General features: G+C 48.6%; 23 protein-coding genes. All 23 read left to right on the plus strand.

All coding sequences use genetic code 11. The features are described from left to right. The first annotated feature begins 68 nt into the window (after positions 1-68). The 23 genes from DRW41_RS03035 (at position 69) to tsf (ending at position 23,067) form a co-directional block, all read left to right on the plus strand. The gene (locus DRW41_RS03035; protein ID WP_245959324.1) at positions 69-2,774 is read left to right on the plus strand and encodes a VWA domain-containing protein; all 2,706 of its coding nucleotides are present in this window, start codon (positions 69-71) and stop codon (positions 2,772-2,774) included. Positions 2,775-2,898: 124 nt separating this feature from the next. Further along, entirely contained in the window at positions 2,899-3,231 is a 333-nt protein-coding gene (locus DRW41_RS03040; protein WP_115450470.1) for a putative DNA-binding protein, read from the plus strand. An 11-nt stretch (positions 3,232-3,242) separates the two neighbouring features. After that, positions 3,243-4,595 (plus strand): signal recognition particle protein, encoded by a 1,353-nt coding sequence (gene ffh, locus DRW41_RS03045; RefSeq protein ID WP_115450471.1) that lies wholly within the window; start codon positions 3,243-3,245, stop codon positions 4,593-4,595. A 107-nt stretch (positions 4,596-4,702) separates the two neighbouring features. Then, positions 4,703-4,975: a 30S ribosomal protein S16 gene (rpsP, locus tag DRW41_RS03050; protein ID WP_115450472.1), complete on the plus strand. Its 273-nt coding sequence runs from the start codon at positions 4,703-4,705 to the stop codon at positions 4,973-4,975. Positions 4,976-4,990: 15 nt separating this feature from the next. Continuing rightward, the gene (locus DRW41_RS03055; RefSeq protein ID WP_115450473.1) at positions 4,991-5,221 is read left to right on the plus strand and encodes a KH domain-containing protein; all 231 of its coding nucleotides are present in this window, start codon (positions 4,991-4,993) and stop codon (positions 5,219-5,221) included. Positions 5,222-5,281: 60 nt separating this feature from the next. Continuing rightward, complete coding sequence (locus DRW41_RS03060; RefSeq protein ID WP_115450474.1) at positions 5,282-5,674, plus strand: YlqD family protein; 393 nt, start codon at positions 5,282-5,284, stop codon at positions 5,672-5,674. A gap of 5 nt (positions 5,675-5,679) precedes the next feature. Next, on the plus strand, positions 5,680-6,198 hold the full coding sequence (rimM, locus tag DRW41_RS03065; protein ID WP_115450475.1) for a ribosome maturation factor RimM: 519 nt from the start codon (positions 5,680-5,682) through the stop codon (positions 6,196-6,198). Then, positions 6,198-6,935, plus strand: a complete 738-nt coding sequence (gene trmD, locus DRW41_RS03070) for a tRNA (guanosine(37)-N1)-methyltransferase TrmD (protein WP_142752183.1) — start codon at positions 6,198-6,200, stop codon at positions 6,933-6,935. The genes rimM and trmD overlap by 1 nt, the downstream gene beginning before the upstream one ends. Positions 6,936-7,070: 135 nt before the next feature. Next, the gene (gene rplS / locus DRW41_RS03075) at positions 7,071-7,415 is read left to right on the plus strand and encodes a 50S ribosomal protein L19 (RefSeq protein ID WP_115450477.1); all 345 of its coding nucleotides are present in this window, start codon (positions 7,071-7,073) and stop codon (positions 7,413-7,415) included. Positions 7,416-7,709: 294 nt separating this feature from the next. Further along, complete coding sequence (lepB, locus tag DRW41_RS03085) at positions 7,710-8,270, plus strand: signal peptidase I (protein WP_115450479.1); 561 nt, start codon at positions 7,710-7,712, stop codon at positions 8,268-8,270. Between the two features lie 30 nt (positions 8,271-8,300). Then, a complete protein-coding gene (gene ylqF, locus DRW41_RS03090; RefSeq protein WP_115450480.1) occupies positions 8,301-9,179 on the plus strand; it encodes a ribosome biogenesis GTPase YlqF in 879 nt (292 codons plus the stop codon). A 55-nt stretch (positions 9,180-9,234) separates the two neighbouring features. Beyond that, on the plus strand, positions 9,235-10,005 hold the full coding sequence (gene rnhB / locus DRW41_RS03095) for a ribonuclease HII (RefSeq protein ID WP_115450481.1): 771 nt from the start codon (positions 9,235-9,237) through the stop codon (positions 10,003-10,005). Between the two features lie 151 nt (positions 10,006-10,156). Next, entirely contained in the window at positions 10,157-11,317 is a 1,161-nt protein-coding gene (gene sucC / locus DRW41_RS03100) for an ADP-forming succinate--CoA ligase subunit beta (RefSeq protein WP_115450482.1), read from the plus strand. Between the two features lie 15 nt (positions 11,318-11,332). Next, on the plus strand, positions 11,333-12,235 hold the full coding sequence (gene sucD / locus DRW41_RS03105) for a succinate--CoA ligase subunit alpha (RefSeq protein ID WP_115450483.1): 903 nt from the start codon (positions 11,333-11,335) through the stop codon (positions 12,233-12,235). 155 nt (positions 12,236-12,390) lie between these two features. After that, on the plus strand, positions 12,391-13,263 hold the full coding sequence (dprA, locus tag DRW41_RS03110) for a DNA-processing protein DprA (RefSeq protein ID WP_115450484.1): 873 nt from the start codon (positions 12,391-12,393) through the stop codon (positions 13,261-13,263). A gap of 192 nt (positions 13,264-13,455) precedes the next feature. Beyond that, the gene (gene topA / locus DRW41_RS03115; RefSeq protein WP_115450485.1) at positions 13,456-15,531 is read left to right on the plus strand and encodes a type I DNA topoisomerase; all 2,076 of its coding nucleotides are present in this window, start codon (positions 13,456-13,458) and stop codon (positions 15,529-15,531) included. Between the two features lie 201 nt (positions 15,532-15,732). After that, positions 15,733-17,040, plus strand: a complete 1,308-nt coding sequence (gene trmFO, locus DRW41_RS03120; RefSeq protein WP_115450486.1) for an FADH(2)-oxidizing methylenetetrahydrofolate--tRNA-(uracil(54)-C(5))-methyltransferase TrmFO — start codon at positions 15,733-15,735, stop codon at positions 17,038-17,040. A 62-nt stretch (positions 17,041-17,102) separates the two neighbouring features. Continuing rightward, a complete protein-coding gene (xerC, locus tag DRW41_RS03125; protein WP_115450487.1) occupies positions 17,103-18,002 on the plus strand; it encodes a tyrosine recombinase XerC in 900 nt (299 codons plus the stop codon). Between the two features lie 36 nt (positions 18,003-18,038). Then, complete coding sequence (gene hslV / locus DRW41_RS03130) at positions 18,039-18,581, plus strand: ATP-dependent protease subunit HslV (protein ID WP_115450488.1); 543 nt, start codon at positions 18,039-18,041, stop codon at positions 18,579-18,581. 19 nt (positions 18,582-18,600) lie between these two features. After that, positions 18,601-20,007, plus strand: coding sequence for an ATP-dependent protease ATPase subunit HslU (hslU, locus tag DRW41_RS03135; protein WP_115450489.1), 1,407 nt, complete (start codon positions 18,601-18,603; stop codon positions 20,005-20,007). A gap of 105 nt (positions 20,008-20,112) precedes the next feature. Beyond that, the gene (codY, locus tag DRW41_RS03140; protein WP_115450490.1) at positions 20,113-20,892 is read left to right on the plus strand and encodes a GTP-sensing pleiotropic transcriptional regulator CodY; all 780 of its coding nucleotides are present in this window, start codon (positions 20,113-20,115) and stop codon (positions 20,890-20,892) included. Between the two features lie 224 nt (positions 20,893-21,116). After that, positions 21,117-21,824: a 30S ribosomal protein S2 gene (gene rpsB / locus DRW41_RS03145; protein ID WP_115450491.1), complete on the plus strand. Its 708-nt coding sequence runs from the start codon at positions 21,117-21,119 to the stop codon at positions 21,822-21,824. Positions 21,825-22,182: 358 nt separating this feature from the next. After that, entirely contained in the window at positions 22,183-23,067 is an 885-nt protein-coding gene (gene tsf, locus DRW41_RS03150; RefSeq protein ID WP_115450492.1) for a translation elongation factor Ts, read from the plus strand. The last annotated feature ends 76 nt before the right edge of the window (positions 23,068-23,143 follow it).

Genomic DNA, 23,143 nt, shown 5'->3' on the forward strand with positions numbered 1-23,143 from the left:
CCCTCATGTTTGCCCTCACTCTCCCGGCGGCTTATCTCATGTACTTGTTTTTCAGGCGGACGGGTACGATGGAGCAAAGAATTATCGGAATCATCCGGTCTGCTGTTCTCTTGCTGATCATATTCGCACTGGCTGTACCGCAATTTGTTTTTCCGGCCAAAACAGAAACGGTAGTTTTCCTTGTGGACAGATCGAAAAGTGTCGAGTCCCTTGGTGAAGAAGCGCTTGACTGGATCCATGAGGCAGTTTCCAAAAATGGCGCGGGAAAACAATTTGCGATTGCTTCTTTTGCGAAAAATCCGCAATCCGAATTGTCCCTGTCCAGCGGCGCCGAAATCCCGTCCCAATTTAGCGGTAATCTTGATAAGACTGAAACAGACATCAGCTCAGGACTGCGGTTCGCTTCTTCGCTCATACCAGGGGACCAGGCGGGGAGGATTGTCGTTTTTACAGATGGAAACAATACTGCAGGCGAAGCAGCTTCAGCGGCCCGGATGGTAAAGAACAGGATGATCGAACTGGACTACGTCGCGATGAAGCAAGCGGAAGGAAAGGACGCCGCGATCACGTCGTTCACAGTTCCGCCGACTCTTTTTGAAGGGGAAAAGACATCAGTATCCGTTGCCATTTCCAGCAATGCTGAACTGGATGCCACTTTAAGGCTGACAGTTAACAACAGGGAGATTTTAAGAAATGGAGTAAAGCTGAAGGAAGGGAACAATGCCTATACATTTTCCCACGCTTCTTCTGGCACCGGACTCGCGGTTTATAAGGCGGAATTAATCAATTCCGGGGATGCGCATATAGAAAACAATTCACTTTTCGCTGTCGCGGATGTAAAAGGTGTCCCCAAAGTGCTAGTTGTCGAAGGAACGCCAGGCGGCATGCTCCCGGAAATCCTGCGTGCTTCTGGCCTTACGGTCGATGCCATCGCGCCGGAAAGGCTGCCAACCGGCCTTGGCCGGTATCTGCAATACCAATCGATCGTTTTCGAGAATGTTCCCGGCCACACGGTGTCCGAGGAACAAATGGGCCTGATTGAGAAAGCGGTCCGGGAATTCGGGACAGGCTTCGTCATGACAGGCGGCGAAGACAGTTTTGGACTCGGCGGTTATTTTAAAACCCCGATCGAAAAGCTGCTTCCTGTCGATATGGATATAAAAGGAAAGAAAGAAATGCCGTCACTCGGCCTGGTGATTGTCATTGACCGTTCCGGAAGTATGGATGGAGCAAAGCTCGCCCTCGCGAAGGAGGCGGCGGCAAGGTCAGCTGAATTGCTTCGGGAGGATGATACACTCGGTTTCATCGCGTTCGATGACAGGCCTTGGGTGGTGGTCGAGACGGCCCCATTGACAAATAAGCAGGAAGCCATAGATAAAATCCGTTCCGTCGCGATCGGCGGCGGCACGAATATTTATCCAGCCCTCGAAAAGGCATATAGCGAGCTTCGGGATTTAAAACTCCAGCGCAAGCATATTATTTTACTGACCGATGGCCAATCCGCCACGGACGGAAATTATGCGGCATTGATAGAAGAAGGGAAAAAGCGGAACATCACGCTCTCAACTCTTGCACTAGGCAGTGATGCTGACCGGAGGCTGCTTGAGGAGCTGGCAATGATGGGGAGCGGCCGGTTTTATGATGTTTCGGACGCCTCGGTTATCCCGAGCGTGCTATCACGTGAAACCGTCATGACAACGAGGACATATATCGAGGACGACCCGTTTTATCCGGTGATAGAGGCTTATCCTGAGTGGATGTCCCTTTTTGAAAAAGGCGTTCCACAAATGAATGCGTATATTGCCGTTACGCCAAAGCCGCGGGCGAGCGTTCCTATTTTAAGCGAAAAAGACGACCCAGTCCTCGCCCAGTGGCAGTACGGACTTGGTTCAACTCTCGCGTTCACGTCCGGCGTTGCGGGAAAATGGGCCGGAGATTGGGCGAAGTGGGCTGGCTGGCCGGGCTTCCTAAATCAGGTTGTCGCCGAATCGCTTCCGAAATATACTAGCGAGCCGTTTTCGGTGGAAGTGAATAAAGATAAAGGGAACGCGGTTATTTCATTGAGCAGCGGAAACGCCGAAATCATACCGGTTGAAGCGTCAGTCCTGACGCAGGATGGGAAAGCGGTTGATGCGTATACGAAGCTGGTTTCCCCAGGGCAGTACGAGCTTGTTATCCCTGGAAAGCCCGGAATGTATTACCTATCCATCAGGAAGAAGGATAAAGATGGAACCGCGTCTTTATACCGCACCGGCTTCTCCGTCCCTTATTCGGAAGAGTTTTTGCTGAAGGGAACGAATAAGGAGCTTTTGAATGAGCTTGTTTCCATAAGCGGGGGAAGGGAGCTTTCCTCCCCGAAAGATGCGTTCAGGCCTTTGGCGTCAAAGCCGCTCAGAAAACAGCCTGTCAGCGAGTATCTGCTCCTGGCTGCCTTCCTTTTGCTTGTCGCTGAAATCTTCCTGCGAAGGTTTGGAATCGGAGTGCTCGGGAAGTTAATACCAAAACGGAAGCCTCGGGAAGAAACAAGAGCTGATTCCGGAACTGCTGTTTTGGGCAGGCTGGCGAAAGCGAAGGAGCGTACCGGGAATAAATCTGGCCCGAAGAAGCCTGATCCTCCTTTCCTAAAGGATCCAGAAACAACTTTTAATAAAAATGGAGGCGTCCCTGTCCAGCCGACTGCGGAAGAAAAGAAGCCTGTATCAATGGACTTCGGTTCTTCTGGGAAGGAGGACAGGATGAAACGCCTTCTTGAAGCGAAGAAGAGAAAAGGATAGACTGAAAACACCGCCGGAATAAGCGGTGTTTTGTTTTCGGAGCGCCGCCCGGGACCTTGACACCGCAGCTTGCGGACTGTAAACTAACGATGTAAAGGTTTTTCACTTAACAAGGAGGGATAGCATGCTTGAGAAAACAACGCGAATGAATTATCTTTATGATTTCTACCAGTCGTTGTTGACGGAAAAACAGCAAAGCTATATGTCTCTCTATTACCTGGACGATTATTCGCTCGGGGAGATTGCCGAAGAGTATGATGTGAGCCGCCAGGCCGTTTATGATAATATTAAACGTACTGAAGCAATGCTCGAGGAATATGAAGAAAAACTGCTTCTGCTGCAGAAGTTCCAGGAGCGCAGCGTAATGTTGGGGAAAATGAAAGAATTGATCAATTCCGATCCAATCCCTAAGCAGGCCATGCTTGATGCGGTGGCCGAGCTTGAGAAACTAGATTAGGAGGCGGCACTATGGCATTTGAAGGGTTGGCCGACCGACTGCAAAATACTCTCCAGAGAATCCGCGGCAAGGGGAAAGTTAATGAAGCGGACGTCAAGGAGATGATGAGGGAAGTCAGGCTGGCGCTGCTTGAGGCAGACGTTAACTTTAAAGTAGTCAAGGAGTTCGTCAAAAAAGTCAGTGAGCGGGCAGTAGGCCAGGAAGTTTTGAAAAGCCTGACGCCAGGCCAGCAGGTCATCAAGGTTGTTAAAGAAGAACTGACCGAACTCATGGGCGGGGAGCAGAGCAGGATTGCGGTTGCGAACCGGCCGCCGACGGTCATCATGATGGTCGGCCTGCAGGGTGCCGGTAAAACGACGACTACCGGGAAGCTCGCGAACCTGCTCAGGAAAAAATACAACCGGAAACCGTTGCTGGTGGCAGCGGATATTTACCGTCCGGCTGCCATCAAGCAGCTTGAAACGCTTGGCAAACAGCTTGATATGCCAGTGTTTTCGCTCGGCGACCAGGTTAGCCCGGTTGAAATTGCGAGGCAGGCGATCGCGAAAGCGCGGGAAGACCATAACGACTATGTCCTGATCGATACAGCGGGCCGGCTTCATGTTGATGAAGCGCTGATGGACGAATTGAAGGACATCAAGGATCTTGCCAAGCCAGATGAAATTTTCCTTGTCGTCGATGCGATGACCGGGCAGGACGCTGTGAATGTGGCTCAAAGCTTCAATGAGCAGCTTGGCCTCACGGGAGTCGTTTTGACGAAGCTTGACGGCGACACAAGGGGTGGAGCGGCCTTATCCATCCGATCCGTTACGAACACGCCGATCAAATTTGTCGGCCTTGGCGAAAAGATGGATGCGATCGAAGCGTTCCATCCTGAACGGATGGCCTCGAGGATTCTCGGGATGGGCGATGTGATGACCCTGATCGAGAAAGCCCAGGCGAATGTCGATGAGGAAAAGGCGAAGGAACTTGAGCAAAAAATGCGGACAGCTTCCTTCACCCTCGATGACTTCCTCGACCAGCTTGGCCAGGTAAGGAAAATGGGGCCTCTTGAGGATATATTGAAAATGCTTCCGGGCGCGAACAAAATCAAAGGTTTGAACAATGTTTCAATCGATGAGAAACAAATCGCCCATGTGGAAGCGATTATCCGGTCGATGACCCCGAAGGAAAAAGCGAATCCGGAAATCATGAACTCGAGGCGCAAACAGAGGATCGCAAAAGGAAGCGGCAGGACCGTTCCCGAGGTGAACAGGCTCCTGAAGCAGTTCGAGGACATGAAAAAGATGATGAAGCAAATGGCGGGGATGCAGCAAAAAGGGAAAAAGAAAGGCGGCTTCAAGCTTCCGTTCAATCCTTTCTAAGTGGAAAAATTCCCTATTTTTAGGTGTTAAGAAAAAAGACTTTACAAACCATTTAACAATTGGTATTATACTATCTTGTGTGAAACTATTCGGAGGTGCAAGTTAAAATGGCAGTAAAAATTCGTTTAAAGCGTATGGGAGCAAAAAAATCTCCTTTCTATCGTATCGTTGTAGCAGATTCCCGTTCACCGCGTGATGGACGTTTCATTGAAACAGTAGGCACTTACAACCCAGTTGCAGCGCCTGCGGTTGTCGATATCAACGAAGAATTGGTTCTTAAGTGGCTTCAAAATGGCGCGAAGCCATCCGACACTGTCCGCAACCTATTCTCCCAGGCCGGCATCATGGAGAAATTCCACAATGCCAAGCTTGGCAAATAATAACGGCGGTATGCTATGAAACAGTTGATCGAAACGATTGTAAAGCCCCTTGTTGATTTTCCTGAAGATGTTCGTGTGAACGTAATGGAAGAAGATCAGCGCGTAACCTATCATCTTTCCGTCAACAAGAGTGACATGGGAAAAGTTATTGGAAAGCAGGGGCGCGTTGCGAAAGCAATTCGCACAGTCGTCTATGCGGCTGGTGCATCGGAACAGAAAAAACTGTTTTTGGAAATAGGTGAATAACCATCTAAAGGAGGGAGGAATCCCTCCTTTTTTGGTATTTCTACATAAGGAGGTTTTTGTATGAAAATTCTCCGCACTGTCGCAGTGAAGCAAGTCCTGACGGAAACGAGCCGCCAAAGGCTGCTTGATGCCTATGGTCAAAGGAAAGTGCAGCTTGAAAAAGAATGCGGCCAGCTGAAATTCGAGCAGAAAAAGATTGAGAAGGCTGGCAAGCTTCCGCCATCTGAAACCAAAAGGCAATTTGAAAAGGAAATCTTCTCCCGCAAGGAAAGGATCGCGCAGCTTGAGTTTCAAATCGAACAGCTGCATATGCTACCATTAGGGAGTGAATTGAAAGAATCCGAAGTACAGGCAATCGTCGACATTAAGCCAGGCGATTCCTGGGAGGATAGCCTCCATCAGGAGGAAATTATCATTCGCGACGGAATTATTGAAGAGATACGCAAGAGGTGATGCAGATGGATAAATGGTTCAACGTCGGAAAGATTGTCAACACCCATGGAATAAAGGGCGAGGTCAGGGTCGTTTCAAGAACCGATTTTGCAGAAGAAAGGTACAAGCCCGGAAGCAAGCTCTACTTGTTTCTCCCAAAGGAAAAAGAACCTTTGGAATTGACGGTTAAAGCGCACAGGCAGCATAAAAATTTCGATCTCCTCCAGTTCGAGGGCTACGGGAATATCAACGATGTTGAAAAGTTCCGGGAAGGCATCCTTAAAGTACATGAATCACAGCTTGGCGAGCTTGAGGAAGATGAATTTTATTTCCACGAAATTATTGGCTGCAACGTTATGACAACGGAAGGAGAGGAAATCGGCAAGGTGACCGAAATCCTCACGCCGGGCGCGAATGACGTATGGGTCGTAAAAGGAAAAGGCGGCAAAGAGTATCTGATTCCTTATATCGCCCATGTCGTCCTGAAGGTGGATGTAAAGGAAAAGACGGTCATCATCGACCCAATGGAAGGCCTCCTGTCATGATGAAAATCGATGTGTTGACGTTATTCCCGGAAATGTTCGATGGGGTATTCGGCAGCTCGATTTTAAAAAAGGCTGCGGAAAAAGGTGCAGTCGACTATAATGTCGTGAATTTCCGCGAATACGCGGACAATAAGCATAAAACGGTCGACGATTACCCGTACGGGGGCGGGGCTGGCATGGTGTTGAAGCCACAGCCGATTTTCGACGCCGTCCAGGCTTTGTCGGACGGCGCGGCCGTGAAGCCCAAGGTCATCCTCTTGTGCCCGCAGGGGGAACGGCATACCCAGCGGAAAGCGGAAGAGCTTGCCGGGGAAGAGCATTTGATTTTTATATGCGGCCATTATGAGGGCTATGATGAGAGAATAAGGGAACACCTCGTGACGGATGAACTCTCAATCGGGGATTTTATTTTGACCGGGGGGGAGCTTGGGGCGATGGTCGTAATTGACAGCGTTGTCCGGCTTCTACCCGAGGTGCTAGGGAACGAGGAATCCCATCGCAAGGATTCGTTCAGCACAGGGCTCCTGGAGCATCCCCATTACACAAGGCCAGCGGATTTCCGGGGGCTCAAAGTCCCGGATGTACTAATTTCCGGTAACCATAAACTCGTCGAGGAATGGAGGACGAAGGAATCGCTGCGGAGGACTTGGGAACGGCGCCCTGATTTATTTGAAGCAATCGAGCTAGAACCTGTCCAAAGAAAATGTCTTGAGGAGATTAAAAAAGAAGGCCTCTAGTTATTGCGCCGCGCGGCCATTTATGGTAAGATACATCTTGTGGCTTGGGCCGGTTGCCGGTTTATAGCCTTTAAAACGATGTTCCGCTGCATAGGCAAGGGATTGCAAGAGCATCTGTGGGAGGAGTTGAATACGATGCAACAATTAATCAATGAAATCACAAAAGAACAGCTTCGCACGGATCATCCAGCGTTTCGCCCTGGTGACACTGTACGTGTACACGTTAAGGTTATCGAGGGAACACGCGAGCGTGTCCAGTTGTTTGAAGGTGTTGTGATCAAGCGTCGTGGTGGTGGAATCAGCGAAACTTTTACTGTCCGTAAAATTTCCTATGGAGTAGGCGTTGAGCGTACTTTCCCTGTCCACACACCAAAAATTGCGAAATTGGAAGTACTCCGCCGCGGTAAAGTCCGCCGTGCGAAGCTTTACTACCTGCGCAAACTACGCGGCAAAAAAGCCCGTATCAAAGAAATTCGATAATAAGCAGCCAAAGCGCCTTGCGCCTGAGCTGGACAAGAAAACAAGGAAGCGCCTTCGCCAGGTTCCCGCCATTGTCGGCCGGTGCCCCGCGGTGGCGCTTCTTTTATTTTAATAGGCTTGCGCAACAAGCCTTTTTTTTGTCAAAAAGACTTTCCGCCGTCCAAATATGTTTCATTTTTTTAACAATCATCAAATTTGCTCCTGAAATTTGCCTTCCATTTGTGTTTAAGTGGGCCGGGTTATGTAAAATAGAGTATGGAATCAACTTTAAGGGAAATGGGTGGGAAACAGATTATGACAAAAAAGAAAAATGAAGTATGGGAATGGACCAAAGCGCTGCTTGTCGCTGTCGCGCTTGCCGCGGTCATCCGCTATTTCCTTTTCGCGCCGATTGTCGTTGACGGACAATCGATGATGCCAACCCTGAAGCACCAGGACCGGATGATTGTGAATAAATTAAGCTACCGGATAGGCGAGCCAAAACGGTTTGACATCATCGTCTTCCACGCGCCGGAGCAAAAAGATTATATTAAGCGTGTAATTGGCCTCCCTGGAGACCATATTGAATATAAGGACGACACCCTTTATGTAAATGGAAAGGCATATGAAGAACCATATTTGGACGCCTACAAGAAAATGGTCGTGGACGGCCCGCTGACTGATCCGTTCACGCTTGAAGAAAAGACCGGCGAAAAGACGGTCCCCGAGGGCGAATTGTTTGTCATGGGGGACAACCGCAGGTATTCGAAGGACAGCCGCCATATCGGGACGGTCGCTATGGAAAAAGTGCTAGGAAAAACGAGTGTTGTGTACTGGCCTTTCGAGGATATGCGCATAGTAAAATTGAATGAGTAGTTCGTAATAAGTCAACAGGAGGTGGCCGCTTTGACCATCCAATGGTTTCCTGGCCACATGGCAAAGGCCCGCAGGGAAGTAACGGAAAAACTTAAGTTGGTTGATATCATTTTTGAACTGATTGATGCCAGGATTCCATATTCGTCAAGGAATCCGATGATTGATGAAATCATCCAGCACAAGCCCAGGCTTGTCCTGCTGAATAAAGCGGATATGGCGGACAGGGAAGCGACAAAAGCATGGATCCGCCATTTCGCGGATAATGGGATAAAGGCGCTGGCAATCAACGCGCAGGCTGGAGAAGGAATGAAAGAAATAACTGCAGCCTCCCATGAAATTTTAAAGGAAAAATTCGATCGGCTCAGGGCGAAAGGCGTTAAGCCGCGGGCGATCAGGGCGATGATTGTCGGCATCCCGAACGCTGGCAAGTCGACACTGATCAACCGGCTTGCCAAAAAAAACATCGCCAAAACAGGAAACACGCCAGGCGTGACAAAGGCCCAGCAGTGGATCAAGGTTGGCAAGGAACTGGAACTCCTTGATACCCCCGGAATCCTTTGGCCCAAGTTCGAGGACCAGGAAGTCGGAAAAAAACTCGCGCTTACTGGCGCCATAAAGGACACCATTCTGAATTTGCACGATTTGGCCCTTTTTGGATTAAGGTTTTTGGAGCGGAATTATCCGGGCCGGTTGAAGGAACGGTATCAGCTTGATGAGGTTCCGGAGGACCCGGTTGAGCTTTTCGACCATATCGGCTTGCTTAGGGGAGCGCTAGGCAGCGGAGGAACAGTTGATTATGACAAGGTCGCTGAATTGGTCGTTCGTGAAATTAGGATGGAAAAGTTTGGCAAACTCACCTTTGAATGGCCGGAAGAAACCAACGAAAAAAGTGAAAATGGAATGGAATAGGCTCTCGTATCGAGGGCCTTCTTTCATTAAATCAATACATAGGGGCAGAAATAATATGACGAAATTGAGTATCAGGGATATCGAGGCAAGGCTTTCCTCCATCACAGATGAACAAGATCCGTTTTTGAGGGAATTAAGCAGGGATGAACGGAAAGGAGTCGCCTTGCTGCTGGAAAAGTGGAACAAGGCAAGGCTTGGCGCCGAAAAAATGAAGGCCAAATTTTCCGAAATGGCCGTTTTTGAGAAGAAGGCGAGGCAACAAGGTTATAAATTGATAGCCGGAACGGACGAAGCGGGAAGGGGTCCGCTCGCGGGGCCGGTCGCTGCCGCCGCGGTAATCCTGCCTGAAGATTTTTTCCTGCCAGGTCTTGATGATTCAAAAAAGCTAACCGCAAAAAAACGGGAAGAACATGAACAGATTATAAAACGGAGCGCCATTTCCTTCAGCGTCTGCCTAATCGGGCCGGAGGAAATTGATGAACTGAATATTTACCAGGCATCCATTAAAGCGATGAAGGCAGCGATTGCCGGCCTTTCACCGCTCCCGGACTATGTTCTTGCCGACGCGGTCAAACTTGATATGCCCTTTCCCTCAGAAGCCATTATTAAAGGGGACGCGAAAAGCATCTCAATTGCCGCGGCTTCCATTTTGGCTAAAAATGAACGGGATAGGTTCATGAAAAAAATAGCTGAACAATATCCCGCCTACGGATTCGAAAAAAATATGGGCTATGGAACAAAGGAACATATGGAAGCGATTGCGAAATTCGGGATAACGCCCCACCACAGAAAATCATTCGCACCGGTCAAACAAGCGGAGAAATAGCTCCTTCCCGGCTCATTCCAACTCCCAAAAATAAGATTGAGAGCTTTCAAGTGAAAGGCCATGTTCAGCCTAAAAGGGTGGACAAGCCACGAGGCTTTATATAAAATGAAAGCGCAGTGCAATTTTTGACAGGTTGTTAGGAGGATGGGAAATGAATATCCACGAGTATCAGGGGAAGGAAATACTCAGGAAATACGGAGTAGCGGTCCCTAATGGAAAAGTGGCATTCACGGTTGAGGAAGCGGTCGAGGCCGCGCGTGAGCTTGGAACAAAGGTTTGTGTCGTAAAAGCGCAAATCCATGCTGGCGGCAGGGGGAAAGCCGGCGGTGTTAAAGTTGCCAAAAATCTTGATGAAGTGCGTACATATGCGAGTGAAATTCTCGGCAAGACGCTGGTCACCCATCAAACCGGCCCTGAAGGGAAAGAGGTCAAGCGCCTTTTAATTGAAGAAGGCTGTGACATTAAGAAGGAATATTACATCGGCCTTGTCCTTGACAGGGCTACATCTCGTGTTGTCCTGATGGGTTCCGAAGAAGGCGGAACGGAAATTGAAGAGGTTGCGGAAAAAACCCCGGAAAAGATTTTCAAAGAAGAAATCGACCCTGTAATCGGCCTTCAGCCATTCCAGGCGCGCCGCCTTGCGTTTAACATCAACATCCCGAAAGAGCTTGTCGGACAGGCTGTCAAATTCATGACAAGCCTCTACAATGCTTATATTGAAAAGGATTGCTCCATCGCGGAAATCAATCCCCTTGTTGTAACCGGAGACGGAAAAGTCATGGCGCTCGACGCCAAACTGAACTTTGATTCAAATGCCCTCTATCGCCAAAAGGATGTTCTGGAGTACCGGGATCTTGTAGAAGAGGATCCGAAGGAAATTGAAGCTTCCAAGTATGACCTGAGCTATATCGCCCTTGATGGCAACATCGGCTGCATGGTGAATGGAGCCGGACTGGCTATGGCGACAATGGACATCGTCAAGCATTACGGCGGCGACCCGGCCAACTTCCTTGATGTTGGGGGCGGCGCTACAGCCGAGAAAGTTACCGAAGCGTTCAAAATCATCCTTTCCGACCCGAAAGTGAAGGGCATTTTTGTCAACATTTTCGGCGGAATCATGAAGTGCGATGTCATCGCGACAGGCGTCGTCGAGGCAGCGAAGCAGGTTGGGCTTGAAGTTCCGCTTGTTGTCCGCCTCGAAGGGACAAACGTTGAACTTGGCAAGCAAATCCTGAACGAATCCGGGCTGAACATCGTCGCGGCGGAATCAATGGCGGACGGCGCCCAGAAAATCGTTTCATTGGTGAAATAGAAGGGGGTAACTGTTGTGAGCGTTTTTATCAATAAAGACACCAAAGTCATTGTGCAGGGGATCACTGGATCAACTGCGCTATTCCATACAAAGCAAATGCTTGAATACGGCACGAAAATTGTCGGCGGGACTTCTCCCGGCAAGGGCGGCCAGGAAGTTGAAGGCGTGCCTGTCTTCAACACTGTAAAAGAAGCAGTCGACGCCACAGGCGCCAATGCTTCCGTCATCTATGTACCGGCTCCGTTCGCCGCTGACGCGATTATTGAAGCAGTCGACGCCGAGCTTGACCTTGCCATCTGCATTACTGAGCATATCCCGGTGCTGGATATGGTAAAAGTAAAACGCTACATGGAAGGCAAGAAAACACGCCTTGTCGGTCCAAACTGCCCTGGGGTCATCACTGCCGACGAATGTAAAATCGGTATCATGCCAGGATATATCCATACAAAAGGCCATGTTGGCGTTGTTTCCCGTTCTGGAACCCTCACGTACGAAGCGGTCCACCAGCTCACACAGGCTGGCATCGGGCAAACGACTGCTGTCGGAATCGGCGGGGATCCAGTCAATGGAACCAACTTCATCGATGTCCTAAAAGCCTTCAATGAAGACCCTGAAACGTATGCGGTCATCATGATTGGCGAAATCGGCGGAACAGCCGAAGAGGAAGCCGCGGAATGGGTGAAAGCCAACATGACAAAACCGGTCGTAGGCTTCATCGGCGGACGCACAGCCCCTCCAGGAAAGAGGATGGGCCACGCGGGAGCGATCATTTCCGGCGGTAAAGGCACTGCCGATGAAAAAATCCGGGTTATGAACGAATGCGGCATTAAAGTGGCCGACACTCCTTCCGTAATGGGCGAAACGCTTATTGAAGTATTGAAGGAAAACGGCCTTTACGAAAAGTGCAAAACCCATTAAGGAATCGATAGCGGGAAAATAAGCCCTTTCAATTTTGGAGGGCTTATTCCCGTATCTATATAATGCCCCATTTTTTTGGCAAAATTTCAATCCTCCCTAACCGCCCATCAAACATACCCATTTTAAATAAAAACCACGCCATGGAGGTCTTTCCAATGGAAAGGATTAGAAGAAAACTTATCGGGTTCCTTCACCGGCCAGATGCCACATGGAATTCCGTCGGCCGCATGATGAAGGCGGAAACCCTTCCAGATTCGCTTGCCAGCCTTGCCGCACTAAAGTTATTGCCTCCGTTGAAAAAAACTGATTCAATCGCTGTTAATCATATCAATCCCCCAGATGAAACGTTCTCCACCCTTCTCCAGCAGTATAAATCAAAAAAAATCTCCATCATTACCATTCTTGATCCGGGTTATCCTGAATTATTAAAACAAATCTATCAGCCTCCCTGGGCCCTTTTCGCATGCGGGGACCTTTCCCTTCTCAACGCATCTCAAAAGCTTGCTGTGGTGGGTTCTCGCCAGGCTACCGATTATGGTAAAAATGCGATTAGGCTCTTATTCCCGGAATTGATAGAGAAAGGCATTGTGATTGTGAGCGGCCTGGCAAAGGGTGTTGATACGGCCGCGCATGAATGCGCCATCCGAAATGGAGGCAAAACAATTGCGGTAATCGCAGGCGGGCTGTATCATGTATACCCTGAAGAAAACAGGAGGCTCGCCTCCGAAATGATGAAAAATCAGCTCGTCCTTTCGGAATATCCTCCCGGCACAAAACCCGCGCGCTGGCATTTTCCGATGAGAAACAGGATTATCAGCGGCCTATGCGGGGGAACATTCATTGTAGAGGCAAAAAATAAGAGCGGCTCGCTTATAACGGCGAATTATGCCGTTCATGAAGGACGGGATGTCTTCTCACTTCCAGGCAGCATTTTCAGCCCTTTTTCAGCGGGTGCGAACGAATTAATCCAGCATGGCGCGAAACTTGTCACAAGGGCGGAAGATATTCTCGATGAGCTCCGCTATTGACAATCTCCAAATCCGGGGGTATTGTAAGTGGCTGAAGACAATTCAGTCCGAAACGGCCTATCCAAGCAATAGTTCTTGTGAGTCGGCTGGAAAAATTTGCGTAAATTTTACGAAAAAGGTTGAAATTATTAGTAAACTGGTATACATTTTGCAACAGGTATTAGAATAATCCCTCGCAAGGAGGATGATTGAATGGCAGAATTTCTTGTCATCGTAGAGTCGCCGGCAAAGGCGAAGACCATCGAGCGGTATCTTGGAAAAAAATATAAAGTAAAAGCGTCCATGGGCCATGTGCGCGATTTGCCAAAAAGCCAAATGGGCGTTGATATAGAGAATGGTTTCGACCCAAAATATATCACAATCCGCGGCAAGGGCCCGGTCATGAAAGAATTGAAGGCCGCTGCCAAAAAAGCAAAAAAAGTTTATCTCGCGGCTGACCCCGACAGGGAAGGGGAAGCGATTGCCTGGCATCTAGCCCACACCCTTGATGTGGATTGCGATTCGGACTGCAGGGTCGTTTTCAATGAAATTACGAAGGATGCAATCAAGGAATCTTTTAAGCATCCAAGGCCCATCAACATGGACCTCGTTGATGCGCAGCAGGCCAGAAGGGTGCTCGACAGGCTTGTGGGCTACAATATCAGCCCGTTGCTTTGGAAAAAAGTCAAAAAAGGGCTTTCAGCGGGAAGGGTCCAGTCCGTCGCTGTCAGACTGATCATAGACCGCGAAAAAGAAATCCAGGAATTTGTTCCTGAAGAATACTGGACAATTGGCGGAAGCTTTACAAAAGGCAAGGATACATTTGAAGCGTACTTTTACGGAATCGGCGGCGAAAAGAGGGAACTCCATTCCGATCAGGATGTCAAAGAAGTGCTGAGTGGCGTGAGAGGCGATCTGTTTTCCGTTTCGGCCGTGACGAAAAAAGAACGGAGGCGAAATCCCGCCGCGCCATTTACAACTTCCTCCCTTCAGCAGGAAGCGGCAAGGAAATTAAATTTCCGCGCCAAAAAAACAATGATGCTCGCCCAGCAGCTGTATGAAGGAATTGACCTTGGCAAGGAGGGGACAGTCGGTCTGATCACTTACATGAGGACGGATTCGACGAGGGTTTCCGAAGTTGCCCAGACTGAAGCGAAGGAATATATATCATCGGTATACGGCGAGAACTTTTTGAAAGAGGAAGCCGGAAAAGAAAAGAAACAGCCAAAGGCCCAGGACGCCCATGAAGCGGTCCGCCCCACAAGCGCATTTCGCGATCCGGGGTCGCTCAAGGAATTCCTCTCAAGGGACCAACTAAGGCTGTATAAGCTGATTTGGGACCGTTTCATCGCCAGCCAGATGGCCCAGGCCATAATGGATACGATGAGCGTCGACTTGGTCAATGGGGATGTCACATTCCGGGCAACAGGCTCGAAAATCCGTTTTCCTGGCTTCATGAAGCTGTATGTTGAAGGAACGGACGATCAGGTGGAAGATACGGATCGAATGCTTCCCGATCTCAAGGAAGGCGATGAGGTTAATAAAACCGACATCGAACCAAAACAGCACTTCACCCAGCCGCCGCCGAGGTATACGGAAGCCCGGCTTGTAAAGACACTTGAAGAGCTGGGGATTGGACGGCCTTCCACCTATGCCCCTACATTGGACACCATTCAAAAGCGGGGATATGTTGGGCTCGACAATAAACGCTTTATCCCAACAGAGCTCGGGGAAATAGTGAATGAGCTGACGCTGGAATTTTTCCCGGAAATTCTCGATGTTGAATTTACTGCGAAAATGGAACAGGATCTTGATGATGTGGAAGACGGAAAAAAAGCGTGGGTCAAGATTATCAGCGAATTCTATGAGGGATTCGAGAAAAGGCTTGAAGTGGCCGAAAAGGAAATGCAGGAAGTTGAAATCAAGGACGAGCCCGCAGGCGAGGATTGCGAAAACTGCGGCAGCCCGATGGTCTTTAAAATGGGCCGTTTTGGCAAGTTCATGGCCTGCAGCAATTTTCCGGACTGCCGGAATACTAAGGCGATTGTCAAGGACATTGGCGTCACATGCCCGAAATGTGAAAAAGGCCGCGTCATCGAGCGGAAGAGCAAGAAAAGGCGGATTTTCTACGGCTGCGACCGGTTTCCGGAATGTGATTTCCTTTCCTGGGATAAGCCGCTTCCAAGGAATTGCCCGAAATGCGACCATGTCCTGATTGAGAAGAAGCTGAAAAAAGGCGTCCAGGTACAATGCTCCAATTGTGATTACAAGGAAGAGCAGCAAAGCTAGGAGTGGGCTGAATTGCCCGCTCCTTTCCTTTGGGGAGGGTATAGGAAATGCCATCCAATTGTCCCGGGAGGCAAGCAAATGAAACTTTTTGCTTGCCCATACGTATTGTTAAACGCAATATGGAGATGAATGGGGTATAACTACGCGATATTAGTGGAACAGTCGAATAAGTTCAACAGAAAACATCCTGGAGGTTGGAATATGAATGAAATTATAGTAAATGTGGTGGGGGCAGGCCTTGCCGGCAGCGAGGCAGCATGGCAGATTGCCAAGCGGGGAGTAAAAGTGCGCCTCTACGAAATGAGGCCGGTAAGGCAGACTCCGGCCCACCATACGGACAAATTCGCGGAGCTTGTGTGCAGTAATTCACTTAGGGCAAATACGCTTACTAATGCCGTCGGCGTATTAAAAGAAGAAATGAGGATGCTTGATTCCGTTATTATCTCCTCCGCGGACCAATGCGCCGTACCCGCCGGGGGAGCTTTGGCTGTGGATAGGCATGAGTTTGCCGGGAGAGTTACCGAACTTGTTAAGAACCATGAGAATATTACCGTCATTAACGAAGAGGTAAACGAAATACCGGAAGGGATCACCGTCATCGCGACTGGCCCGCTCACAAGCCCGGCGCTTTCCGCAAGCCTGAAAGAGCTGACAGGCGAGGATTATTTGTATTTTTACGATGCCGCGGCGCCTATCATTGAAAAAGAAAGCATAAATATGGAGAAGGTGTACTTGAAATCGCGTTACGACAAAGGGGAAGCGGCCTATCTTAATTGCCCGATGACCGAAGAGGAATTCAACCGGTTTCATGATGCCCTTGTGGCTGCTGAAACAGTGCCTTTGAAGGAATTCGAAAAGGAAATCTTTTTTGAAGGATGCATGCCGATTGAAGTCATGGCCTCAAGAGGAAAGAAAACAATGCTCTTCGGCCCGATGAAACCTGTTGGGCTTGAAGATCCAAAGACAGGGAAGAGGCCATACGCCGTTGTCCAGCTCCGCCAGGATGACGCCGCCGGCACACTTTATAATATTGTCGGATTTCAGACACATTTAAAATGGGGTCCGCAAAAAGAGGTCATCCAGTTAATTCCAGGCCTGGAAAATGCGGAAATCGTCCGGTATGGTGTCATGCATAGGAATACCTTCATCAATTCGCCAAAAGTGCTTGAGAAGACCTACCAGTTCCGCGCGAGGAAAGATTTGTTTTTCGCTGGCCAAATGACCGGAGTTGAAGGCTATGTGGAATCGGCGGCAAGCGGGCTGATTGCCGGAATCAATGCAGCGAGGCTAGCGCTGGGACAGAATCCTGTGGAGCTCCCAGTGGAAACTGCAATGGGAAGCATGGCCCATTATATTACCCATGCCAACCCTAACAATTTCCAGCCGATGAACGCGAATTTTGGCTTGTTCCCTGAATTGCCGGAAAGAATTAAAGGGAAGCAGGAGCGAAATTTACAGCATGCGAATCGGGCGATTGAAACAATTCAGAAATTTGTGAAAAATTTGTAAAGTTTCTTGCATGTGTATTTTCAGTATGATACGATTTATAAGGCCGTGCGAGGTGATTTAAAATGGGAAATGTGAACGTTTGTTTAAAGTTATTTCTTGAATATTTACAAATTGAAAAAAATTCATCACAATATACAATTGCCCATTATCATCATGCAATTAGTGAATTTTTTACCCTTATGGCTGAACATGGCATTGAGGATGTAAACAACGTGCAGTACCACGATGCCCGGCTTTTTTTAACAAAACTTTTCGGCGAAAAGCAGGCCAGAAAAACGATTTCGAGGAAAATTTCCAGCCTGCGCAGCTTTTATAAGTTTTTGTTAAGGGAAAACCTTGTAAATGAGAATCCTTTCGCTCTGGTTATTTTGCCAAAGACCGAAAAAAGGCTCCCCGAGTTTTTCTATGAAGATGAGCTCGGTATCCTGTTCGAATCGTGCGAATCCGAAACTCCCCTTGGCCAGCGGAATCTCGCCTTGCTGGAGCTTCTGTACGCGACCGGGATCCGTGTCAGTGAGTGCTGCAGTATATCCGTCAAAGATCTCGATTTTTTCCTGTCAACCGTCCTTGTAATGGGGAAAGGCAGCAAGGAACGGTATGTTCCCTTTGGGGCAAAGGCTGCCGAGGCTTTGAAAAGGTATATCGGCGACGGGAGGAGAAAACTGGTTGAGGGTAAACCCAACCAGGACGCCCTTTTCCTTAATCATAGGGGTGGCCCTCTGACAACCAGGGGGGTAAGGACCATACTGGATGGAATGATCGAAAAGTCATCGCTGACTGGAAAAATCCATCCGCATATGCTAAGGCATACATTCGCCACCCATCTTCTTAATAATGGCGCCGACATGAGGACAGTCCAGGAGCTTCTTGGGCATGCATTTTTGTCATCGACCCAAATCTATACCCATGTGACGAATGAGAAGCTGAAAAAAACATATATGGCCCATCATCCAAGGGCGTAAAGTGAAAAAACGCCCAAATCTTGAAGGGGGTACACCATGTCCCAATTCCACGCGACTACAATCTTTGCAATCAGGCACAAGGGAAAATGCGCCATGGCAGGAGACGGCCAGGTGACATTCGGGAATGCGGTTGTGATGAAACACACAGCCAAAAAAGTAAGGAAGATATTTAATGGTAAAGTAATAGCGGGCTTTGCAGGATCGGTTGCCGACGCCTTTACATTATTCGAGCTGTTTGAAACAAAGCTTGAAGAATATAGCGGGAATTTGCAGCGGGCTGCAGTTGAGCTTGCGAAGGAATGGCGGAGCGATAAGGTGCTAAGGAGACTTGAAGCCATGCTCATCGTCATGAATGAGGACTATCTCCTTCTTGTGAGCGGGACGGGCGAGGTCATCGAACCGGATGACGGAATTCTCGCAATTGGCTCGGGAGGCAATTATGCCCTGGCTGCCGGCCGTTCCCTGAAGAATTTCGCCGGGGACCATTTGACGGCGCGGGAAATTGCGAAGGCTTCATTGGAAGTAGCGGCAGATATCTGCGTTTATACAAACACGAATATCATCGTAGAAGAGCTATAACCGGAAGGAGGATGCGAATATGTCAAAGGCAGCAAGTCTAACCCCCCGCCAGATTGTCGAAAAACTTGACCAGTACATAATCGGCCAAAAGGACGCGAAAAAAGCGGTTGCGGTGGCGCTCAGAAACAGATATCGCAGGGAAATGCTCGATGAAAGCATCCGGGATGAAATCATTCCGAAAAATATTCTGATGATCGGGCCAACAGGCGTTGGAAAAACCGAAATCGCAAGAAGGATTGCCAAATTGACGGGAGCCCCTTTCATAAAAGTAGAGGCAACGAAGTTTACCGAGGTTGGTTATGTCGGCCGTGATGTCGAATCGATGGTCCGCGACTTAGTCGAAACGGCTGTCAGGCTTGTCAAGGCAGAAAAGATGCAAAAGGTGAAAGGGAGGGCGGAAGAAAGCGCGAACCGCCGCCTTATCGACCTTTTGGTTCCATCAGCTAAAAAACAGGCCAGCTACAAGAATCCTCTTGAAATGCTTTTTGGCGGAGCAAATGCCCAGCCTGAACCGGAACCGGAAGCAAGCGAGGATTATTCAGCCCAGCAAAAGCGGGCTGCCGTTAAGGAAAGGCTTGAAAAGGGCGAATTGGAAAACGAAATCGTCACAGTTGAAGTGGAAGAACAGGCGCCGTCCATGTTCGATATGCTCCAAGGTTCAGGCATGGAGCAGATGGGTATGAACATGCAGGATGCCTTGAGTAACCTTATGCCTAAAAAACGCAAGAAAAGGAAGCTCACCGTTAGGGAGGCTAGGGTTGTTTTAACGAATGAAGAAGCCGCCAGGATGATTGATATGGATGAAGTTACAACAGAGGCAGTGTTCCGGGCAGAACAGTCGGGAATCATCTTCATCGATGAAATCGACAAAATCGCAAGCAAGAATACGGGCGGATCATCCGCGGATGTTTCCCGCGAAGGCGTCCAAAGGGATATTCTTCCGATTGTTGAGGGCTCAACAGTCGTCACCAAATACGGTCCTGTCAAGACAGACCATGTCCTGTTTATCTCAGCGGGTGCGTTCCATATGGCCAAACCGTCTGACCTTATCCCTGAATTGCAGGGAAGGTTCCCAATCCGGGTGGAACTCGGCAAGCTTACTGTGGATGATTTTTATCGGATTCTGATAGAGCCTGATAACGCACTCATTAAACAATACAAAGCGTTATTACAGACTGAGGGTATAGAAATTGAATTTTCTGACGATGCTATTCGGAGAGTCGCGGAAGTCGCCTTTGAGGTGAACCAGAATACCGACAATATCGGTGCGAGAAGGCTTCACACCATCCTAGAGAAGCTCCTCGAAGATTTATCCTTCGAAGCGCCTGATATCAATCTTGAAAAAGTCGTCATTACCCCGCAGTATGTGGAAGAAAAACTGGGGGCAATTTCCAGAAACAAGGATTTAAGCCAGTTCATCCTCTAGGGAGCCGTTTTGCCGAGGCTTCCCAAGGGTAAATTCAGAGATAGACATTCCAATAGAAGCAGTTAATTTTTAGCAATGGATGCAGCATATAGGAGGAATAGAAAAATGGATTTGTTAACAAAAACGAGAAAGATTAATGCGCTTTTGCAAAAAGCGGCAGGAAAACCGGTTAATTTTAAGGAAATGTCCGAAACGTTAAGCGAAATTATCGAGGCTAACATCTTCGTTGTGAGCCGCAGAGGAAAATTGCTCGGCTTCGCGATCAACCAGCAAATTGAAAATGAGCGAATGAAGAAGATGCTAGAAGACCGCCAGTTCCCTGAGGAATATACGAACGGCCTCTTCGATATCCACGAAACATCTTCAAACCTAGACGTGGACAGCGAGTATACCGCTTTCCCGGTTGAGAACAGGGATTTATTCCGTGATGGACTTACAACAATCGTGCCGATCATCGGCGGAGGAGAGCGCCTTGGGACGCTGATCCTTGCAAGGCTGCATGAAAAATTCCATGATGACGACCTAATCCTTGGCGAATACGGAGCGACGGTGGTAGGGATGGAAATCCTTCGTGAAAAAGCCGAGGAGATTGAAGAAGAAGCAAGGAGCAAAGCCGTCGTCCAAATGGCGATCAGTTCCCTTTCGTACAGCGAGCTGGAAGCAATCGAGCATATTTTTGAAGAACTTAACGGCAATGAAGGCCTTCTTGTCGCTTCAAAAATCGCCGACCGTGTCGGCATTACCCGATCTGTGATCGTCAACGCACTTAGGAAACTTGAAAGTGCAGGCGTAATCGAGTCCCGTTCACTTGGCATGAAAGGGACGTATATCAAAGTCCTGAATGACAAGTTCCTTGTTGAGCTTGATAAGCTTCGCTCTAACTAATGAATCATTGCCTGCCGGGCGATACCCGGCAGGCTTTTATTTTTACCAAAGAGAAAAGCTTTCGATTTTTGTATGAAATTCTTGATTGTGGTTTCGTCTTGTGCTATATTACTACATGGTGTTAATCACACACGCCTGTTGATTCACGCGGACGGTGCTGGCAAGCCAGTTCCCGCTGAAGCCGATACAGGCGGAGGAAAACAAAACCATTAGGAGGAAAAAACATGTCAGTCATTTCTATGAAGCAACTGCTTGAAGCTGGTGTACACTTCGGTCACCAGACTCGCCGCTGGAACCCTAAGATGAAGAAATATATCTTCACTGAGAGGAACGGCATCTACATCATCGACCTTCAAAAGACAGTTAAAAAGGTTGAAGAAGCTTACAACTTTGTTAAGGAGCTTGCTGGCCAAGGCGGCACAATGCTGTTCGTTGGTACTAAGAAACAAGCTCAGGATTCCGTAAAGGAAGAAGCGGAACGTTCCGGCATGTACTATGTCAACCAGCGCTGGTTGGGCGGAACCCTTACAAACTTCGAAACAATCCAAAAGCGTATCGCGCGCCTTAAAGATATCGAGAGAATGTCAGAAGACGGCACTTTCGAAGTACTTCCTAAGAAAGAAGTCGTTCAGCTTAAGAAAGAGCAAGAGCGCCTTGAAAAGTTCCTTGGTGGTATCAAGGACATGAAGACTCTTCCAGACGCATTGTTCATCATCGACCCTCGCAAAGAGCGCATCGCTGTTGCGGAAGCACGCAAACTGAACATCCCAATCGTTGGTATCGTTGATACAAACTGCGATCCGGATGAAATCGATGTTGTCATCCCTGCGAACGATGACGCTATCCGCGCTGTTAAGCTTTTGACAGGCAAAATGGCTGATGCGATCCTTGAAGCAAAACAAGGTGAAGAAACAGCTGTCCCTGCTGAATAAGCAAACAATCGTTCATGCACGGTAAATAAAAAGGTGATAAGAGGGAACACCCTTTATCACCTTTTTTTAAAGTAAAAGCGGAAGCAGCCGTTAAGCGGCGTATGGCCTGGAGGGCCTCGATACGAGATAAAGGAAACACGAAGAGCGAAGCGATTCGATGTTGACTTATCGTAAGTGAGTGGACCGAAGGACACTAGACGCTGGCTGCAGGAGCTAGATAAGTAAAAGCGGAAGCAGCCGTTTAATTAAAAAGGTTTACAAACTCCCAGGCTGGCTATGATAATACAGTAGCAAATTGCACGGGTACCCTAGAATGAATACCGAACCAATGTACATAGATTAAAAGGAGGAATTTCTAATGGCAATTACTGCCCAAATGGTTAAAGAACTTCGTGAAAAAACAGGTGCAGGCATGCTTGACTGCAAAAAGGCACTTCAGGAAACTGACGGTGATATGGAAAAAGCAATTGACTTCCTTCGCGAAAAAGGTATCGCGAAAGCAGCCAAGAAGGGCGACCGCATCGCGGCTGAAGGCCTTGCTGCAATCAAGGTTGAAGGAAACGACGCTGTTATCCTGGAAGTAAACTCCGAAACAGACTTCGTTGCGAAAAACGAAGGATTCCAAACACTGGTTCAGGAGCTTGGTTCCCACCTGCTTGCCAATAAGCCGTCTTCCGTCGAAGAAACACTGGGCCAAAAAATGGACAACGGCGCCACTGTTGAAGAGCACATCAATTCCGCTATCGCGAAAATCGGTGAAAAGCTTTCCCTACGCCGCTTTGAAATCAAGACTAAGACTGACAACGATGCTTTCGGCGCATACCTTCACATGGGCGGCCGCATCGCGGTTCTTAGCGTCCTTGAAGGAACAACTGATGAAAGTGTTGCAAAAGATGTTTCAATGCACATCGCCGCACTTAACCCTAAATATGTTTCCCGTGACGAAGTGTCCGCTGAAGAAATCGAGCGCGAGCGCCAGGTTCTTACACAGCAGGCCCTGAACGAAGGCAAGCCGGAAAACATTGTTGCCAAAATGGTTGAAGGCCGTTTAGGAAAATACTTTGAAGATGTATGCCTCCTTGACCAGACATTCGTTAAAAACCCTGACCAGAAAGTTCGCCAGTTCGTTGAATCCAAAGGCGCTACTGTACGTGAATTTGTACGCTACGGAGTAGGCGAAGGCATCGAGAAGCGTGAAGACAACTTCGCAGAAGAAGTTATGAGCCAGGTAAATAAAAAATAATCAGTTCATCTGAAAGGCGTTTGCGCCATTCGAACATGTTTTAAAACGGATAGGGAACACAGGGTGTTCCCTATTT

The organism is Neobacillus piezotolerans (assembly GCF_003362805.1).
Taxonomy (GTDB): Bacteria; Bacillota; Bacilli; order Bacillales; family Cytobacillaceae; genus Bacillus_D; species Bacillus_D piezotolerans.

Excerpts from the sequence above, each read along its gene's own strand:
- DRW41_RS03035 (WP_245959324.1), top strand. The coding sequence starts at position 69 with ATGGAGCAAAGAATTATCGGAATCATCCGGTCTGCTGTTCTCTTGCTG.
- DRW41_RS03040 (WP_115450470.1), top strand. The coding sequence starts at position 2,899 with ATGCTTGAGAAAACAACGCGAATGAATTATCTTTATGATTTCTACCAG.
- ffh (WP_115450471.1), top strand. The coding sequence starts at position 3,243 with ATGGCATTTGAAGGGTTGGCCGACCGACTGCAAAATACTCTCCAGAGA.
- rpsP (WP_115450472.1), top strand. The coding sequence starts at position 4,703 with ATGGCAGTAAAAATTCGTTTAAAGCGTATGGGAGCAAAAAAATCTCCT.
- DRW41_RS03055 (WP_115450473.1), top strand. The coding sequence starts at position 4,991 with ATGAAACAGTTGATCGAAACGATTGTAAAGCCCCTTGTTGATTTTCCT.
- DRW41_RS03060 (WP_115450474.1), top strand. The coding sequence starts at position 5,282 with ATGAAAATTCTCCGCACTGTCGCAGTGAAGCAAGTCCTGACGGAAACG.
- rimM (WP_115450475.1), top strand. The coding sequence starts at position 5,680 with ATGGATAAATGGTTCAACGTCGGAAAGATTGTCAACACCCATGGAATA.
- trmD (WP_142752183.1), top strand. The coding sequence starts at position 6,198 with ATGAAAATCGATGTGTTGACGTTATTCCCGGAAATGTTCGATGGGGTA.
- rplS (WP_115450477.1), top strand. The coding sequence starts at position 7,071 with ATGCAACAATTAATCAATGAAATCACAAAAGAACAGCTTCGCACGGAT.
- lepB (WP_115450479.1), top strand. The coding sequence starts at position 7,710 with ATGACAAAAAAGAAAAATGAAGTATGGGAATGGACCAAAGCGCTGCTT.
- rnhB (WP_115450481.1), top strand. The coding sequence starts at position 9,235 with ATGACGAAATTGAGTATCAGGGATATCGAGGCAAGGCTTTCCTCCATC.
- sucC (WP_115450482.1), top strand. The coding sequence starts at position 10,157 with ATGAATATCCACGAGTATCAGGGGAAGGAAATACTCAGGAAATACGGA.
- dprA (WP_115450484.1), top strand. The coding sequence starts at position 12,391 with ATGGAAAGGATTAGAAGAAAACTTATCGGGTTCCTTCACCGGCCAGAT.
- topA (WP_115450485.1), top strand. The coding sequence starts at position 13,456 with ATGGCAGAATTTCTTGTCATCGTAGAGTCGCCGGCAAAGGCGAAGACC.
- trmFO (WP_115450486.1), top strand. The coding sequence starts at position 15,733 with ATGAATGAAATTATAGTAAATGTGGTGGGGGCAGGCCTTGCCGGCAGC.
- xerC (WP_115450487.1), top strand. The coding sequence starts at position 17,103 with ATGGGAAATGTGAACGTTTGTTTAAAGTTATTTCTTGAATATTTACAA.
- hslV (WP_115450488.1), top strand. The coding sequence starts at position 18,039 with ATGTCCCAATTCCACGCGACTACAATCTTTGCAATCAGGCACAAGGGA.
- hslU (WP_115450489.1), top strand. The coding sequence starts at position 18,601 with ATGTCAAAGGCAGCAAGTCTAACCCCCCGCCAGATTGTCGAAAAACTT.
- codY (WP_115450490.1), top strand. The coding sequence starts at position 20,113 with ATGGATTTGTTAACAAAAACGAGAAAGATTAATGCGCTTTTGCAAAAA.
- rpsB (WP_115450491.1), top strand. The coding sequence starts at position 21,117 with ATGTCAGTCATTTCTATGAAGCAACTGCTTGAAGCTGGTGTACACTTC.
- tsf (WP_115450492.1), top strand. The coding sequence starts at position 22,183 with ATGGCAATTACTGCCCAAATGGTTAAAGAACTTCGTGAAAAAACAGGT.